The organism is Curtobacterium salicis, from assembly GCF_011759505.1.
In the GTDB taxonomy this organism is placed as follows: Bacteria; Actinomycetota; Actinomycetes; order Actinomycetales; family Microbacteriaceae; genus Curtobacterium; species Curtobacterium salicis.
In genome coordinates this window covers 646499-662385 of record NZ_JAAOYO010000001.1, presented here as the reverse complement: position 1 = coordinate 662385, position 15887 = coordinate 646499, and the positions used below count along the sequence as shown (strand labels likewise).

Genomic DNA, 15887 nt, shown 5'->3' with positions numbered 1-15887 from the left:
GTGGACCACAGTGCGGACCGGTGGGTGCAACGACTGCGCGACGGCGTGGCGCCTCCGACGTGGCGGATCGCGCTGGTGACGGTGCTCGTCTCCGCGATCGGGGTGCTCCTGCTCTGGCAGATGACCGCGCGGCCCGACGTCGTCCGCCGTCTCGCCGACGCGACACCGCGGAGCAGCCTGTTCCTCCTCGTGCCGCTCGTCCTCCTGCTGACCGGACCCGGCGTGGCGCTCGCCGCGTGGTCAGCCGGCCGGCGTGACCGTCGGGTGCTCGGCCGCATCCACGCGGCCGGAACCCACTCGTCCTTCCACCTGCCGGTCTCGACCGGTGCACTGGTGTCCGGCGAGGAGTTCGCCGACCCGAAGCCCGTCATCTGGACCATCGACCACGCCGGGCTGCACGGTTGGGCCCCGGATCATGCGGGGCCAGTGCACGAGTTGCCGTGGGAGCGCATCCGCGCGATCGGCGTCGCGAACACGCCGTTCCGGGGCCAACGCAACGACGCCGGCATCTGGGTGAGCACCTCGCGGGGTCACGTCGTGCTCGTGCCGCGGACGACGCTGTGCCGGCCGTTCGCTGCCGGGCCCGGGAAGCTGGACGTCCTGGCACGGGTCCTGCGCTCGCTCCGCCACGAACTCGATCCCAGCAGCGTCACTGGCGGGCAGTGACGTGCTGCGCCCGGGGGACACACCTGTGCCCGCGACGAGAGCGGCCGGGTAGTCAGGACGCATGGGTCATCGTTTCCGCGGCAAGGTCGTCGTCATCACCGGAGCATCGAGCGGCATCGGCCGCGCAGCTGCGCACGAGTTCGCCAAGCAGGGCGCCACGCTCGTCCTCGCCGCACGCGGGACGGAGAGCCTCGAGGCCGCCGCCGCCGAGTGCCGCGCGCTCGGCGTCGAAGCGATCGCGATCCCGACCGACGTCGCCGAAGAGCGGCAGGTCAACGACCTCGTCGCCACGGTCACCGCGCGCTTCGGCCGCATCGACGTCTTCGTCGGCAATGCGGCGCTCTTCGTGTACGGCCTGTTCGAGCAGACGCCGACCGAGGCGTTCAAGCGCGTCGTCGACACGAACCTGCACGGCCACGTCCACGCGGTCAAGGCGCTGCTGCCGCACTGGAAGCAGCAGGGCACGGGCACCTACGTCCTCGTCGGGTCGATCCAGTCGCTGCTCTCGGCGCCGTACCAGTCCGCGTACGTGACGAGCAAGCACGCCGCCCTCGGGCTGATCGACGTCCTCGCCGACGAGCACCAGGGCACCGGCATCCGCTTCGGTGCGGTGCTGCCGTCGACGATCGACACCCCGATCTACCAGAACGGCGCGAACTACACCGACAAGGCCTCGCACCCGCTGCCGCCCACCGTCTCCGTGCAGCGTGCCGCGAAGGCCGTCGTCGCGCAGGCCGTGCACCCGAAGCGGAACCGCTACGTCGGCCGTCTGCAGGCCTCGTTCGTCATCGCCGAGTTCGCCGTGCCGTGGCTGTTCCACCGCATCACCACGCCCGCGGTGGAGATCTTCGCGCTGCGCGGGCACCAGGCACCGACGGACGGCAACCTCTACGCGCCGAACGACGCCGGCAACGCCACCGACGGCGGCTGGGTCGCGAAGCGCCGCCGGGTCACCCGGCCGCTCGTTTGGCTCGGTCTGGCCGGGCTCGTCACGCTCGTCGTGCGCCGCGGTCGCCGCTGACGTCGTCGCCCCTCCCGATCCCGGTACTGTGCTGGGATCGGGCGGGAGGGGCACTGATGGACGGTCACGATGCGCAGGGGGACGAGGTCGCTGTGCACGGCCGGGGCGGGTCGGCATGGGCTGCGGCCCTCGTCCTCGCTTGGACGGTGTTCGGGCTGGGCTTCCTGGCGCTCGCGATCTGGTGGAACGCCTTCGAGCACGTGGACGTCGGTCCCGCGTTCGGCCGTGCCGCGCTCGTCACCCTGCCGCCTCTGGTCGTCGTGCACCTGGTGCACTGGACCGTGCGGCGGCGGGCTGCTCGTCGACTGGTCAACACGGTCCACGCCGCCGTCCCGACGGTCACGGGCCCGCCGACCGCGCGGCCAGCGTCGTCGACGACGCCGATCGCGGCCGACCGCCCACCTGCTGCCGGGGACGCTCGCGCGACGGCGGCAGCCCTCGAAGCCGGCGCGGTCGCGGTCCTCGGCGCCTACCGCTCCTCCGTGCCGGCACCGATCGCAGCGACGCGGATCGGCGGGCTCCCCGCGGTGCCCGAGGACTTCGTGTGGCCCGAGTGCCGGCACCACGGTGAACCGATGCAGTTCACCGCACAGATCGAACACGAGGGAACGCTCGTCTCCGTCTTCGTCTGCCAGTTCGACCCCGGCACCTGTGCCTCGTGGGAAGCGGACTCCGGGGCGAACGCGGCCTTCGTGTTCCGCGGCCGGGACCTCCGGCTCGCCGAGTACCCGGCATCGCCGCACGGGGACCCCGACGACCCGGAACCGGCATGGCCGCCGGTCACCGACGACGAGTACCTGCTCGGCCTCGCCGCGGCGACCACCCCGTCGGACGAGGACGAGCAGCTCGGTGTGCCCGACGACGTGTGGTTCGCCGGGCAGTACGGCGGCGAACCCGACTGGATCCAGGACGACGAGACCCCGGACGGCCTGCGCTTCGTCGCCTCGATCGAGTCCGGTCCGCTCGAGTTCGACTTCGGTGACGGCGGGTGCGCCTACGTGTTCTCGGACGGGCAGCGGGCTGCGGTCCTCTGGCAGTGCTCCTAGGCGTTCCGCCGGACGTCCTCGTCCAGCAGGCGCTCCAGCGCACGCCGCCGCAGTCCCCACAGCACCCAGACGGCGACGACCACCGCAGCGCCGACACCGAGCGCGACGGGCGTCTCCTGGGTCACGGCTGCGGCGAGCAGGACCCCGGCGACACCCGTGATGAGCGACACCGGGAGCATCCACCACCACGCCGGGGTGGCTGCGAGACGAGCGAGACGCTGCCGCCGGCGCTGGGCCTCCCTGAGCGCCGCCGCTTCCCACCGGTCGTCGCCGTGGGCGTCGTACCGGGGACCGGAGCCGGTGACGACCGGAGTATCTCCCGCGACCGTCGGAGCGTCCGCGCCCACCGTCAGTGCGGATGCGGCCGGCAGCAGCGGGGGACGGCTGCGGGGCGCCGGTGAGCCGCCGAAGGTCCACTCGCCGCCGAGCAGGAACGACCGGTCCGGTTCCGCGAGGGCCAGTGCCGACGCCAGGTCCGTGAGCGGCGAGACGGGCGGCACGGCGGACGGCTCGTCCCAGTTCGATGCCTCGCGGCGGACTTCGTCGACGTACTGTCCGACGTCCTCGGCATCGCCCCAGGACATGGCGACGAGTTGGTCCAGCGCCAGGTGCACGACGGCGTGTTCGGTGCGCTCGGCGACCGAGGCCACGTCCGCCAGGAAGGCACGGGCGGGCTCGTCGACCTCGGGCCAGACCGCGGCGACGGTCGGGAGCCGACGCTCGAACGCAGCCTGGGCCTCCCGCCAGTCGACGACCACGTCGGTCACCGACGCGTCCGGGTCGTCGTCGTGCTCGACCGCGCTCCGGAGCCGCGCCACATGGGCGTCCCACGCGGTCGTGGGGACGAGCCCGACCCAGAGGAACGGCAGGAGGTTCTGCACGTCCCACGTGCCGGTGACGGCGGTCAGGTCCTCCGACGCAGCCGCGGTCACCGCCCGTGCCTCGTCGGCCGAGCCCGGACGGATGAGCAGTGTCAGCTGGTTCCCCACCCGTCGGACCCTACCGGCGCGCCCGGTCTGTCATCCGTCCACCCGTAGGGTCGATTCGTGTCATCGACCGCAATCAGCAGCCACACCAGGACCACGCCGACCCTCCGCCGCACCCTCGGCTCGTTGGTCGGTCTCGCCACCGTCCTCGCCGGCCTGGCGACCGCGGCACCGGCGTCGGCGCACTCCGGTCTCACGGGCAGCACGCCCGCCGAGGGAGCCGTCGTGGTGGACGACCTGCGCCAGGTGGACCTGACGTTCACCGAGGCGCCCCTCGCCGGACTCGATGCGGGCCTCCGCATCGAGGTCCGCGACCAGGCCGGGCAGGACGAGTCGACCGGGGACGTCACCGTCGACGGCACGACGATGTCAAAGCGGGTCGACCTGTCCGCCGGCCCCCACACGATGCTCTGGCGGTACGTCTCGCCGGACGGTCACCCGATCGACGGGCAGGTCGCGTTCACGGTGCACGCCGCGCAGCCCGCGGTCGCCGCACCCACCGCCACCACCACGTCCACTGCTTCGCCGAGCGCGAGCCGGGAGGCCCGTGGGTCGTCCGGCACGTCGGTCACGCCCACGCCGGCACCGGTCGCCGACATCGCCGCGGGGACCGCCGAGGACCCATCGTCCGGCCCGCTGCCCTGGGTGATCGGCGGTGCCGCGCTCGTCGTGGTCCTCGGCGTCGTCACGGTCCTGGCGAGTCGCCGGCGAGCGGCCCCCACCGAGGACTGACCCGGTCGGTCTGACGCGTCAGGGTGCGTCGAGGACCGCGGCCACCGCCTCCACCTCGACCAGTTCCGGCTGTCGCCCGTCTGCCGTCACTCGAACATCTCCGCGAGCATCGCCGACGCGTCTCCGTCCACCACGTGCGCCGACCGCGTCGCCGGCCACCGCAGCACCCCGTCGTCCGGCCAGCACGGCACGACGTGGAAGTGCAGGTGCGGCACGCTCTGGCCGGCGTCGACACCGGTCGCGCTGAGCACCACGACCCCGGTCGCTCCGAGCGCAGCACGCATCGCCCGCCCGACCTGCTGCGCGAGCAACGTCGTCGCCCGCAGCGCGTCCGGGGACACGTCCAGCAGGCCCGTGGCGTGCTCCCGCGGGACCACGAGCGTGTGTCCCGGAGCGAGTTCCGACTCCGGCAGCGGACGGAACGCCACGGCGTCGGGTTCGCGTTCGACCCAGACCGTGCCCTGGTCGTCGTGCTCGATGAGGTGGCAGAAGACGCAGTCGTCCGCCGGGCCCGTCCCCGTCACGCGCGCTCGTCGCCGCGTGCGCGGTGGGCACGCAGCGCCTCGACCACGAGGGCGTGGTCGTCGTGCATCTCGAGGCCGCTGACACCGACGGCGCCGACGAGGTTGCCGCGGACGAACAGCGGGAACCCACCACCGGCCGCCTGGTACTGCCGGGGGTCGAGCGCTGCAGCCTCGTCGAACGAGGACCCGCCGAGCTCGTACTGCGTCCGCACGGCCAGCGTGCTGTGCGCGAAGTGCCGGACCACGCGGAACTTCCGGTCGAGCCAGGCGTCGTTGACCGCGGCGGACCCCGGCGTCGCCGCGTGGAAGACGCGCTGCTCGCCGAAGGACACCGAGAAGCCGACGCCGAGCCCGCGTTCGAGGGCGGTGGTGCGCAACCACGAGCCCACCGCCCAGGCGTCGTCGAGGTCGAACGCGTCGTGGTCGAGTTCGCGCTCCTCGGCGAGCAGCACGGCGAGCTTCTCGTCGGTCGGCAGATCGCGGTAGCGGGCTCCGGTGGTGTCGGGCATGGTGCTCCTCACAGGGACGGCGGTGTCGCTCGTCACCGTAGCGGCTTCCTCCTATGGTGGGCACGTGGAGTTCCCGGGGGAGGCGGACGGCGCGCGTGCCGCGCCGACCTCTCCGGGGTCACCCCGGGGCACGCAGTACCAGCAGGACCACACGCCCCGAGAGGCACGGCGCGCTCCGCGCGCTCGCCCTCACGGAGGCACCGACAGGTCCCCCGGGAACCCCACGCCCCTCGACGTGGTCGCCACGGCACTGGGCGACGCGTTCCTCGCCGCGGACGCCTGGGACGCCGACCACCTGACCGCCGCCGGGTACGACGTCGTCGGCCTGGAGCGTGCGTACGTGGGGCTCGCGGTCCGGGCGGCTCTCGAGACGTACCCACGGCCTCCCGTCGGTGCGCCCCGCCAGCTGGCCGCGGTCCTGGCCGGGTCCCCGCCGCTGGTGCGCCTGCACGACGCGCGGCGCGACCGTCGACCGGTGCGGGTGCTGCTCCGACGTGCCGTCCCGGTGCAGGCGGTCCCGACCGTGCCGAGCCGACTGCTCGTCGACACGCTGCCCGAACTCGCACGGGAACTCGACGTGACCGTCGGGCGGCTGCTCTGGCTCGCCGACACCCGAGGGTGGAACCGGCGACCGGGGCCCGCCAGTCCGCTCCACCACCACCGGCACGAGTGGGTACGTCGTCCCGGACGGACGCCGCGACTGCTCGAGAAGCCGATGGACCTGCTCCGCCGGACGCAGCGCACCGTGCTCGACGAGCTGCTCGCGGTGCTGCCGGTGCACGACGCGGCGCACGGTTTCGTCCCCGGCCGCAGCGTCGTCACGGGCGCTGCCGTCCACGTCGGTCAGCAGGTGGTGGTGTCGGCGGACCTCACGACCTTCTTCGCCAGTGTCCGCGCGGCGTCGGTGTACGGCGTGTTCCGGAACGCCGGGTTCGCCGAGCCGCTCGCGCACGTCCTCACCGGACTCTGCACGCACCGGGTGCCGCCGCACGTCCTCACCGCGATGCCGGCCGGGGGCGGTCCGGCCGAGCGGGCCGCACTGCGCCGGGTGCTCGCCGCGTCCCACCTGCCGCAGGGTGCGCCGACCTCGCCGGCGCTCGCGAACACCGTCCTGCGACACCTCGACACGAGACTCGCGGGCTGGGCGGCGTCGGTCGGAGCGGCCTACACCCGGTACGCCGACGACCTGACCTTCAGCGGCGGTGTCGAGCTGGCGCGTCGACCGGATGCGTTCCTCCGCGGGGTGGAGCGGATCGTCACCGACCAGGGGTACCGCATCAACGCGCGGAAGACCCGGGTCCGACGTGCCGGCGTCCGCCAGTCCGTGACCGGCGTGGTCGTCAACGAACGGACCGCCCCCGGGCGCCGCGAGGTGGACCGGCTGCACGCGGTCCTGCACAACTGCGTGGTGCACGGACCGGCGTCGCAGGACCGCGGCGGGCACGCGGACTTCCGGGCGCACCTGCTCGGCCGGATCGGCTGGGTCGCCCAGGTGCACCCGGCCCGGGCGGACCGGCTCCGCGAGGAGTTCGCGCGCATCGTCTGGTGACCGGGACCGGGAGCTTCCGCCGGGCACGCCGGGTCGCTACCGTGACGCCATGAGCGAGCACCGCGTGACCGCCCCGGAACCGCCGGCAGACGGCAGCAAGCCGAAGGGACCGGCGTCGTACTTCCCGAGCATCGCGACGACGTACGGTCGGCCCGTGCAGGACTGGTTGGACCTGGCGGCCGAGCGCCTGGACGACCACCGACACATGGACGTGGTCGCGTGGCTGAAGTCCGAGCACGGCCTGGGCCACGGGCACGCGAACGCGGTCGTCGCGTACGTCAAGCAGGCACTCGCTCGCTGACGGATCCGCGGTCGCCGTGGCCCGTGGCGCCTCAGCCGAACAGCTCGCGCAGTCGGGGGAGCGTGTCGGCGTCCTCGTGCGGACCACCGCCCTCGTGGCCGTTGTACTCCCAGACGGTGATCTCCTTCGGGCCCGCCCACGCGTTGTATGCCGCGTACACGGTCGACGGCGGACAGATCGGGTCCATCAGCGCCACCGAGAACCACGCCGGGGCACTCGCGCGGGCCGCGTGCAGCACGCCGTCGAAGTAGGCGAGCGTGCCGAACACCCGGTCGGTCGCGGTGCGGTGCGTCGCCAGGTAGTCGACGAGCTCGTGGTACGGGTACGCGTCGGTGATCTGCGTCGCGTGCCGGTGGTCGCAGAGGAACGGCACGCGCGGGAAGACGCCGGCCAGCCCCTCGACCAGCCCGGCGACGGCGATCGCCAGCCCGCCGCCCTGACTGCCGCCGAGGACCGCGATCCGGTCACCGTCGACCAGGTCGAGGTCCCGCGCGGCGTCGACGGCCCGGACAGCGTCGGTCGTGAGACGCCGGTAGTAGTACGTCTCGGGTGACTCGATGCCGCGCGTCATGACCCCGGGGATCGACGGCCCGGTGCCGTCCGGGTCCGGGGTGTCGCCGGTGGCCCAGCCCGACCCCTGCCCGCGGGTGTCCATGAGCAGGTGCGCGACGCCGGCGGAGGCCCAGAGCAGCCGCTCGGTGGGCAGGCCCCGGCCACCGCCGTACCCGATGTACTCGACGACGGCGGGGAGCGGTGCGTCGGGACCGCTGCCGGCGGGGACGGTGAGCCACCCGGCGATGCGCTGCCCGTCCCACCCGGCGAACGAGACGTCGTAGGTGTCGACGGTGGTCAGGCCCGTGTCGACCCGATCGGCCTGCACGGCGATCGGGTGCTCGCGGGCTGCGGCGAGGGTGCGTCGCCAGAAGTCGTCGAAGTCGTCCGGCTCGGCGACGCTGCCGCGGTACGAGGTGAGGTCCGGTCCGGTGATGTCGGTGTACACGCTCCGACCCTGCCACGACGTCCCACCGGGCGGTAGGCCCTGTCCCGCCAGCGGCCGCGCCGACGCGGTGCGGTGCGCGCGTGCCGGACGGGAGGCACGGCACCGGTCACGCACCGCGCCTCCCGTCCGGCGGTTGACGCGGTTGTCGATACAGGAGTACCGTGAGGTTGACACGGTTGTCGAGAGGAGTCCTGATGGAATCGACACTGCACCGCACACGGGCCGCTACCGCGGCGGAGGAACTCAGCCCGGCCGAGTCCGCGCTCCTGCGGGCGTTGACCGACCGGATCCGGCTCGGCGAGGCGGACGCCGCCCTCACCGACACCGCGGACGTCGACGCACTGGCCGAGCGGATGCTCGCCGCGCTGCCGACCGTCAAGCACGAGGCCGACGCACTGATCGGCCCCTTCTACGACACTGCCTCGCTGGCGAACTGGCGGGGCGTCACCCGCCAGGCGATCCACAAGGCCACGCAGAAGCGCGACCTGATCGGGTTGAAGATCGGCGACGGCACCCGGGTCTTCCCCGCGTTCCAGTTCGGTCGGACCGGCACGCCGCTCCCGCACCTGCGTCAGGTGCTCGACCTGATCGACCGCGACGGCATCGACCCGTGGGGCAGTGCGCTGTGGCTCAACACCGTCGCCGACGAGTTCGGCGGGACGACGGCCGCCCAGGCGCTCCGTGACGGCCGGGTCGAACCGGTCCTCATCGCCGCCCGCCGAGCCGCGCACGCCTGGCATGCCGACGCCTGAGCGGGGACCGGCGCGGACCGAGGTCGCCCAGCAGGGCCCGGCTCCCGACGTCGACCTGACGGGCTTCCCGGCCACGGAGTCGCGGGGGACGACCTTCTACCGGGCGAAGCGACACGACCGCGGGGCGTGGTGGTTCGCGTCGACGCCCGCCGATGCCGACGGCGTCGACGGCGGCCGGTTCGACCTCGCCGACCCGCGGGGCACCTGCTACTGGGCGGACTCGGTCGAGGTCGCCGTGCGGGAACGGCTCGCACACCACACCCTCACCACGAACACCGTGTTCGCCGCCCGGGCGCGCGAGATGGTCGTCGTGGCGGCCCGGGCCTCGCGGGGTCGACGGTTCGCGGACGTCACCGACCCGGCCGCCGTCCGCTCCGGGGTCGGCGCCGAGCTGCAGACGATGGTGGACTACCGCGTGCCCCAGGCCTGGGCGCGGGCGTTCGACGCGGCCGGGTTCGCCGGGGTCCGCTACAGCACCCGCTTCACCAGCGCCGCCGCGGCGAACGCGTGGGCGGTCTTCGGTGACGCCGGCATCCCCCGGAAGCCCCGACCCGAACGGGTGCACCGTGACGGCATCGCGGCCTGTCGGGAGTCCGGCATCCGGGTGCTCGAGGACGGCTCGCAGGCCGGACCCGAGCGGTTCACGTTCGTCACCCCGCCGCGCTGAGGGGACCCGGTACCGCCGCGCTGGGGGACCCGGCGCCGCTGCTGTCGGTGGCTCGTCCTACCGTGCGGGTCGTGGCCGAACCAGTGGATGCGTGGTGGCGCCGGCGGCAGTGGTCGCGCGGCGTCCCGGTGCCGTACGCCGTGGGCGAGTTCCGTGCCGAGTGGGCGTCCTGGCCCGTCCTCGTGCGCCAGTACCACCCGGACTGGAACGCCGGCGTCGTCCTCACCCAGATCCCACCCGCCGCCGACGTGCTGTTGACGTGGGAGTGCGATGTCGGACACGTCTTCGTCGCCACCCCGACCGAGCAGCGTTCCCGACCCGGCCGTGAGCGTCGACGGTCGGTGTGGTGCCCGGAGTGTGCCGTGCTGGCGCAGCCGCAGCGCTGGCCGGTGCTGCCCGAGGACTGGCCGTCCGCCGTCCCGGTCCCGCAGCGGGCCGTCCGCTCGAGCGGGCGACAGACCCTGCCCGCAGCGCCCGCACGCGGCCTGCCGGGTGGCGCCGTCGCCTCGTCCCGACGCACGCCCACCCGCACCCGCGCCGGCAGCAGCGCCGGTCGCGGGCGCAGCACCCGGACGGCCGCGCCCCGGACGATCTGCCCGAAGACGCCGCGGCTGCCGTCGGGGGAGTCGTTCGTCAGCCAGTGCGCGCCGGCACCCGCCTCGGCGGTCGAGGCCGAGCTCCGCGCCGGGCTGCGCGACCGTCTCGACCTGACGTTCGAGCACACCGCGATCCGCCTCGACCGGCCCTTCCACGAGCACGTCGAGGTCTGGCCGGACATCATCCTGCCGGAGCTCCGCGTCGCGATCGAGTACGACTCCACCGGTCGGCACGGGCTCGAGCACGTCGGCTCGCGTGAGGAGTCCGACCGTCGGAAGGACCGCGCCACCCGTGCCGTCGGGTGGGAGGTCGTCCGGATCCGCACGGGTCGTCTGCCGGTGCTCGGGCCGTGGGACCTGCAGGAGTCCGGGGTGTCCGGTCGCACGATCGACCGGTTGGTCGACGTCCTGCGCGAGATCCGCGGTCCGCTGCTCGTCGACGCCTACGCACGCTGACGGCCGCCGACCTCGATCAGGACCGGAGCGCCAGCGCCTCGCTCATCCACCGCGTGTGCAGCGCCCACGGGTCCGGCACGCCGGCGGCCACGACGGCGACGTGCGCCAGGAGCTCCGGCGTCACCCGGAACCACTCGGTGCCGGGGTAGCGCGTGCCGGCGAACTCCGCGTGTCGCTGCCGCTCGAGGGCGCGGTCGCCGCGCTCGAACCCGAGCAGGTCCTGGTGGGCGATCCGACCGAGCCGTTGCCGCGGGTTCGCGGTCGTGCCGATCTTGATCCGGTCGCCGGTGTCGTCGCGCATCCGCAGGTAGTACACGACGTCGACCCGCGGCGCCCCGAGTTCGCCGTCCGGCACGTCACCGAAGCGCCACTCGCACACCGCACACACCGAGCCGGAGGGGAACCGCACCCCGATCCGGCCGCCGCAGACCAGGCACGGTCCGGGCAGGACGTCCTCGACCCCGACGTGTTCAGCGGCGAACTCACCGACGAGCGCCACGTGGCCGGTGCAGAGCGGCACCGGCGCGTCGGGGGCGATGACCCGCACGCAGCCGGGGACGCAGCAGCGTGCAGGGCTCTCCGACCGGACCATGCGCGGCACGCTACCGACGGCCACCGACGCGGCCTGGTCAGTCGTCGAAGACGACACCGATCGGTTCGCGCTTCTCTTCCTGGAACCGGTCCTCGGCGCGTCCCAGCGCCCAGTACGCGGACAGGGACAGGTCGGCCTTGTCGAGTCCCCAGTCGTCCTGCAGCACCCGACGGATCGCCTTCACCGCGGCCCGCTCGCCGTGCGCGAAGACCCGCACCGCACCCGGCCCCCGGTCGCCGCCGCCGGTGCGCTCCGGAGCGGGCGGAGCGGCGTGACGGCCGAGGGCCCGAGGATCGGGACGGGTCAGCTCCCGGGTCGCCGCCAGCAGCAGCGTGCCCGGCTCCGCACCGGCCGCGTCGCGGTGCAGCCAGCGCAGCTCGACCCCGGTCGGGTGCACGAGCGGCTGCTCGTCGGCGGGGCCGGCCACCTCGACCAGGGCGACACCCGTGGCGGTGGGGACCATGGCCTCCAGGGCGGCACCGATCGCGGGCAGGGCGCTGTCGTCGCCGAGCAGCACGTGCGTGACCTCCGGGTCGGTGGAGGGCGCCCAGCCGCCACCGGGGCCGGAGAGGGCGACGCGGTCGCCCGGGCGGGCCGCGGCGGCCCAGGGTCCGGCGAGCCCGTCGGTGCCGTGCACGACGAAGTCGATCGCGATGGTCCGCGCGACGGGGTCGACGGCACGGACGGTGTAGGTGCGGCGCGACGGCAGGTCTGACTTCGGCACAGTGGCACGGAGGGCGTCGAGGTCGTACGGCGGTTCCAGGCCCGTGCCCGGCTGCGGGAGCATGAGCTTGACGTACTTGTCGGTGGTGGCGAGACGGTCGGGGTCGGCGTGCTCGACGAACGCGTCGTACCCGGTGCCGCCGAGGTGGACGCGCACCATGTGCGGGGTGAGGCGCTCGGTGCGGTCGACGACCAGGACGTGCTGCGGGCGGTTCGGCTTCGGGCTCATCGTCGGACGAGCTCCTTTCCTGCATCTTCCCGTCGGAGGGTGACGACGGACACCTTGTGAGGTTAGCCTCACCTCATGAGCACGAACGTCGTCCCGTTCTCCGAGGCCCTGCGGGTCCGGACGCGGCGCTCGCACGGGGTCTCCGCCGGCCACGGTTTCATGCACGACCTGGTCGAGGGCCGGTGCGACGTCGCCGACTACGCGACGCTCCTGGGGCAGTACGCGTTCGTCTACGACGCCCTCGAGTGCGCGGCGGACCGGATGGCGGACCACCCGGTCGCCGCCCCGTTCGTGACCAGCCGACTGACCCGCATGCCGGGCATCCGCGCGGACCTGGAGTACCTGGTCGGCCCGGACTGGGACGAGTTGCTCACCCCGCTGCCCGCGACGACCGCCTACGTCCGACGGCTCAACGAGGTCGCCGCGACCTGGCCCGGAGGCTTCGTCGCGCACCACTACACCCGCTACCTCGGCGACCTGACCGGCGGCCACGCCATCGGACGCCTGCTCGCCGACCAGTTCGGCTTCGAGACCAACGGCGTGCTGCTCTGGATCTTCGACCAGGTCGCGGACCCGGCTGCGTTCACCGACACGTACCGGTTCGAACTCGACGCGGCGCCGTGGAGCGACGACGAGCGGGAGCGGGTGATCGCGGAGGTCGAGCTGGCCTACCGTCTCGACGCCGGCCTCCTCGCCGCCGTGGACGGGATGCGGTTGCCGTCCGTCCTCGCCGACCCCGCCTGAGCGCGAGTCGCGACGGTCTACCGGGCCGTCCGGACGGTCGTCGTCACGTGACGTCGACGCCCGGTACGCTGCTGCAACGCCGGGACAGCCCGGACCGACCCGGGAAGGACGAGATGACGGCGATCGACGGTTCGACGCGCTTCGGACGCGCGCGTGACGACGTCAGTGGAGCGGTCGACAGCGACCTGCGTGCTGACGTGCGGTACCTCGGCAACCTGCTCGGGCGGGTGCTCCGCGAGACCGGCGGTGACGACCTGCTGCGCGACGTCGAGTCGCTCCGCCAGGCGGTCATCGACGCGTACGAGGGCACCGACGAAGACGGAGCCACCCGCGCCGAAGCGGTGGTGGCCACGTTCTCCGCCGAGCGTGCGGAAGAGGTCGCCCGCGCCTTCACCTCGTACTTCCACCTGGTCAACCTCGCCGAGGAGCACCACCGTGTCCGGGTCCTCCGCGCACGCGGCGACGACGGCGGGCAGCCCGGGGACTCGTTCCCGGCGACGTTCGTCGAGCTCGTCGAACAGGTCGGTGCCGACGAAGCCGCAGCCCGTCTCGAGGGACTGCGGTTCCACCCGGTCCTCACCGCGCACCCGACCGAGGCCCGCCGTCGTGCGGTGACCACGGGCGTCCGGCGCATCACGGACCTCATCGACGAGCGCGACCGCACGAAGAACGCGACCGCCCGGGCCGAGAACGAGCGCCGTCTCCTCGAGGAGATCGCGACGCTCCTCCGCACCTCTCCGCTCCGCACGACCCGCCCGACCCCACTCGACGAGGTCCGGACCGCCATGAGCGTGTTCGACCAGACCCTGTTCGAGATCGTGCCGCAGGTGTACCGCCTGCTCGACGACCGGCTGCAGGGCGACGACGCCGGCCGCGCACCCGTGCAGGCCCCGGCGTTCGTGCGCTTCGGCACGTGGATCGGCGGGGACCGCGACGGCAACCCGCACGTCACCGCCGACGTCACGCGTCAGGCCGCCGAGATCGCCGCGGAGCACATCCTGCTCGGGCTGACCCGTGCCGCCACGCGCATCGGCAGCGCCCTGACGCTCGACGCCGACCACACCCCGGGCGACGCCGGCCTCACCGCGCTGGTCGCGGCACAGGAGTCGCTCGACCCCGACGTCGCCGAGCGCATCGGCATCCGCGCGCCCACCGAGACGCACCGTCGGGCGCTGCTGTTCATCGCCGCCCGCATCGACGCCACCCGCCGCGACGACCAGCCGTTGGCGTACCGCGGGCCGGAGGAACTGCTCGCCGACCTGCACGTCGTCCAGGCCTCGTTGACCGCCGCCGGTGCCCTCCGCGCCGCGAACGGCGAACTGCAGAACCTGGTGTGGCAGGTCGAGACCTTCGGGTTCCACCTGGCCGAGCTGGAGATCCGCCAGCACTCCCAGGTGCACCGCACGGCCCTCGCCGAGATCCGTGCCGGGGGAGACCGGAGCGAGATGACCGAGGAGGTCCTCGCCGTCTTCCGCACCGTCGCCGACCTGCAGCGCCGCTACGGTGTCCGGTCGGCCAGCCGGTACATCGTCTCGTTCACCCAGTCCGCCGAGGACCTGGCGAACGTGCACGAGCTCGCCGTCGCCGCGCTCGGGTCGGTCGAGGCCGCCCCGGTGCTCGACGTCATCCCGCTGTTCGAGACCTTCGCCGACCTGCACGCCAGCGTCGACATCCTCGAGGAAGCCGTCCGCACCGAGCCGTTCCAGCGTCGCCTGGCCGCGACCGGGCGTCGGCTCGAGGTCATGCTCGGCTACTCGGACTCGTCGAAGGACGTCGGCCCGGTGTCGGCGAACCTCGCGCTGTACGACGCCCAGGCACGGATCGCGTCGTGGGCCACCGCGCACGAGGTCGAACTGACGCTGTTCCACGGTCGCGGTGGATCGCTCGGCCGGGGTGGTGGGCCCGCGAACGAGGCCGTGCTCGCGCAGCCGCCGGGGTCCATCGACGGACGCCTGAAGCTCACGGAGCAGGGCGAGGTCATCTTCGCCCAGTACGGCGACCAGGACATCGCGGCCCGGCACCTCGAGCAGATGGCCTCGGCCACGCTGTTCGCGTCGTCGCCGTCGAACGAAGCCCGCACCCGAGCGGCCGCCGAGCGCTTCGCCGACCTGGCGCAGCAGCTCGACGACGTCTCGCGCGCCGCCTTCTACGACCTCGTCAAGGCCGACGGCTTCGCGCCGTGGTTCGCCCGCGTCACCCCGATGGAGGAACTCGGGCTCCTGCCGCTCGGGTCCCGTCCGGCCCGGCGTGGCCTGAGCGTCGAGTCGCTCGAGGACCTCCGGGCCATCCCCTGGGTGTTCTCCTGGACGCAGGCCCGCATCAACCTCGCCGGCTGGTACGGCCTGGGCTCGGCGCTCGAAGCCGTCGGCGACCTCGACCTGCTGCGCACCGCCGCTGCCGAGTGGCCGCTGTTCGCCGCGCTCGTCAAGAACGTCGAGATGTCGCTGGCGAAGACCGACGTGCAGATCGCCCGCCGCTACCTCGCACTCGCCGACCGCGGCGACCTCGGGCAGAAGGTCCTCGACGAGATGGACCGGACCCGGTCGTGGGTGCTGCGGATCAGCGGCGCCGAGGACGTGCTCGAGGACCGACCGGTGCTCGCGCGGGCCGTCCGCCTGCGCTCCCCGTACGTGGACGCCCTGTCGCACCTGCAGCTGCGGGCGCTCCGGGCGATCCGGTCGTCCGGCAGCTCCGACACGACCGACGCCGACCACCGGCTGCTCCTGCTCACGGTGAACGGCATCGCCGCCGGCCTGCAGAACACGGGGTGATCCCCCGGACCGGGGGCACGGAC

General features: G+C 73.6%; 17 protein-coding genes. 11 read left to right on the top strand and 6 right to left on the bottom strand.

The genetic code is table 11. The features are described 5' to 3' along the window. The 3 genes from E9228_RS03155 (at position 1) to E9228_RS03145 (ending at position 2733) form a co-directional block, all read left to right on the top strand. Positions 1 to 666 (top strand): hypothetical protein, encoded by a 666-nt coding sequence (locus E9228_RS03155; RefSeq protein WP_166779119.1) that lies wholly within the window; start codon positions 1 to 3, stop codon positions 664 to 666. 61 nt (positions 667 to 727) lie between these two features. Continuing rightward, positions 728 to 1687, top strand: coding sequence for an SDR family NAD(P)-dependent oxidoreductase (locus tag E9228_RS03150; protein WP_166779118.1), 960 nt, complete (start codon positions 728 to 730; stop codon positions 1685 to 1687). Between the two features lie 56 nt (positions 1688 to 1743). After that, positions 1744 to 2733, top strand: coding sequence for a YwqG family protein (locus E9228_RS03145; protein ID WP_166779117.1), 990 nt, complete (start codon positions 1744 to 1746; stop codon positions 2731 to 2733). On the opposite strand, the gene E9228_RS03140 is transcribed toward E9228_RS03145, so the two are convergent. Next, the gene (locus E9228_RS03140; protein ID WP_166779116.1) at positions 2730 to 3722 is read right to left on the bottom strand and encodes a hypothetical protein; all 993 of its coding nucleotides are present in this window, start codon (positions 3720 to 3722) and stop codon (positions 2730 to 2732) included. The genes E9228_RS03145 and E9228_RS03140 overlap by 4 nt on opposite strands. Before the next feature lie 57 nt (positions 3723 to 3779). On the opposite strand from E9228_RS03140, the gene E9228_RS03135 reads away from it, so the two are divergent. Continuing rightward, positions 3780 to 4451 (top strand): copper resistance protein CopC, encoded by a 672-nt coding sequence (locus E9228_RS03135; protein WP_166779115.1) that lies wholly within the window; start codon positions 3780 to 3782, stop codon positions 4449 to 4451. 86 nt (positions 4452 to 4537) lie between these two features. Here E9228_RS03135 and E9228_RS03130 read toward each other — a convergent pair whose 3' ends face one another. Both E9228_RS03130 and E9228_RS03125 read right to left on the bottom strand, forming a co-directional pair. Next, positions 4538 to 4975 carry an HIT domain-containing protein gene (locus E9228_RS03130; protein WP_166779114.1) on the bottom strand — a complete coding sequence of 146 codons (438 nt, stop codon included), beginning with the start codon at positions 4973 to 4975 and terminating at the stop codon, positions 4538 to 4540. Next, the gene (locus E9228_RS03125) at positions 4972 to 5484 is read right to left on the bottom strand and encodes a heme-degrading domain-containing protein (protein ID WP_166779113.1); all 513 of its coding nucleotides are present in this window, start codon (positions 5482 to 5484) and stop codon (positions 4972 to 4974) included. Before E9228_RS03125 ends, E9228_RS03130 begins: the two co-directional genes overlap by 4 nt. 235 nt (positions 5485 to 5719) lie before the next feature. Between E9228_RS03125 and E9228_RS17275 the strand changes: the two genes are divergently transcribed. Together E9228_RS17275 and E9228_RS03115 are read left to right on the top strand one after the other, a co-directional pair. Further along, positions 5720 to 7033, top strand: a complete 1314-nt coding sequence (locus tag E9228_RS17275) for a reverse transcriptase domain-containing protein (protein WP_208385452.1) — start codon at positions 5720 to 5722, stop codon at positions 7031 to 7033. 49 nt (positions 7034 to 7082) lie between these two features. Further along, a complete protein-coding gene (locus tag E9228_RS03115) occupies positions 7083 to 7334 on the top strand; it encodes a DUF4287 domain-containing protein (RefSeq protein ID WP_166779112.1) in 252 nt (83 codons plus the stop codon). 31 nt (positions 7335 to 7365) lie between these two features. On the opposite strand, the gene E9228_RS03110 is transcribed toward E9228_RS03115, so the two are convergent. Then, positions 7366 to 8334 carry an acetylxylan esterase gene (locus E9228_RS03110; protein WP_166779111.1) on the bottom strand — a complete coding sequence of 323 codons (969 nt, stop codon included), beginning with the start codon at positions 8332 to 8334 and terminating at the stop codon, positions 7366 to 7368. A 194-nt stretch (positions 8335 to 8528) separates the two neighbouring features. On the opposite strand from E9228_RS03110, the gene E9228_RS03105 reads away from it, so the two are divergent. From E9228_RS03105 to E9228_RS03095, 3 genes are all read left to right on the top strand, one after another. Next, complete coding sequence (locus E9228_RS03105) at positions 8529 to 9086, top strand: hypothetical protein (RefSeq protein WP_166779110.1); 558 nt, start codon at positions 8529 to 8531, stop codon at positions 9084 to 9086. Further along, entirely contained in the window at positions 9073 to 9753 is a 681-nt protein-coding gene (locus tag E9228_RS03100) for an RES family NAD+ phosphorylase (protein ID WP_166779109.1), read from the top strand. The genes E9228_RS03105 and E9228_RS03100 overlap by 14 nt, the downstream gene beginning before the upstream one ends. A 71-nt stretch (positions 9754 to 9824) precedes the next feature. Further along, complete coding sequence (locus E9228_RS03095; protein ID WP_166779108.1) at positions 9825 to 10805, top strand: hypothetical protein; 981 nt, start codon at positions 9825 to 9827, stop codon at positions 10803 to 10805. Between the two features lie 16 nt (positions 10806 to 10821). On the opposite strand, the gene E9228_RS03090 is transcribed toward E9228_RS03095, so the two are convergent. Continuing rightward, positions 10822 to 11397: a GIY-YIG nuclease family protein gene (locus E9228_RS03090; RefSeq protein ID WP_166779107.1), complete on the bottom strand. Its 576-nt coding sequence runs from the start codon at positions 11395 to 11397 to the stop codon at positions 10822 to 10824. Between the two features lie 37 nt (positions 11398 to 11434). Next, positions 11435 to 12349 carry a siderophore-interacting protein gene (locus tag E9228_RS03085; protein WP_166779106.1) on the bottom strand — a complete coding sequence of 305 codons (915 nt, stop codon included), beginning with the start codon at positions 12347 to 12349 and terminating at the stop codon, positions 11435 to 11437. Positions 12350 to 12424: 75 nt separating this feature from the next. On the opposite strand from E9228_RS03085, the gene E9228_RS03080 reads away from it, so the two are divergent. Both E9228_RS03080 and E9228_RS03075 read left to right on the top strand, forming a co-directional pair. Beyond that, positions 12425 to 13093: a biliverdin-producing heme oxygenase gene (locus E9228_RS03080; RefSeq protein ID WP_166779105.1), complete on the top strand. Its 669-nt coding sequence runs from the start codon at positions 12425 to 12427 to the stop codon at positions 13091 to 13093. A 113-nt stretch (positions 13094 to 13206) separates the two neighbouring features. Continuing rightward, positions 13207 to 15864, top strand: coding sequence for a phosphoenolpyruvate carboxylase (locus E9228_RS03075; protein ID WP_166779104.1), 2658 nt, complete (start codon positions 13207 to 13209; stop codon positions 15862 to 15864). Positions 15865 to 15887 lie beyond the last annotated feature (23 nt).

Bases quoted from the DNA above. Each gene is read 5' to 3' on its own strand.
- E9228_RS03125 (WP_166779113.1), bottom strand. From the start codon at position 5,484: ATGCCCGACACCACCGGAGCCCGCTACCGCGATCTGCCGACCGACGAG.
- E9228_RS03085 (WP_166779106.1), bottom strand. From the start codon at position 12,349: ATGAGCCCGAAGCCGAACCGCCCGCAGCACGTCCTGGTCGTCGACCGC.
- E9228_RS03080 (WP_166779105.1), top strand. From the start codon at position 12,425: ATGAGCACGAACGTCGTCCCGTTCTCCGAGGCCCTGCGGGTCCGGACG.
- E9228_RS03100 (WP_166779109.1), top strand. From the start codon at position 9,073: ATGCCGACGCCTGAGCGGGGACCGGCGCGGACCGAGGTCGCCCAGCAG.
- E9228_RS03150 (WP_166779118.1), top strand. From the start codon at position 728: ATGGGTCATCGTTTCCGCGGCAAGGTCGTCGTCATCACCGGAGCATCG.
- E9228_RS03145 (WP_166779117.1), top strand. From the start codon at position 1,744: ATGGACGGTCACGATGCGCAGGGGGACGAGGTCGCTGTGCACGGCCGG.
- E9228_RS03090 (WP_166779107.1), bottom strand. From the start codon at position 11,397: ATGGTCCGGTCGGAGAGCCCTGCACGCTGCTGCGTCCCCGGCTGCGTG.
- E9228_RS03105 (WP_166779110.1), top strand. From the start codon at position 8,529: ATGGAATCGACACTGCACCGCACACGGGCCGCTACCGCGGCGGAGGAA.
- E9228_RS03075 (WP_166779104.1), top strand. From the start codon at position 13,207: ATGACGGCGATCGACGGTTCGACGCGCTTCGGACGCGCGCGTGACGAC.
- E9228_RS03115 (WP_166779112.1), top strand. From the start codon at position 7,083: ATGAGCGAGCACCGCGTGACCGCCCCGGAACCGCCGGCAGACGGCAGC.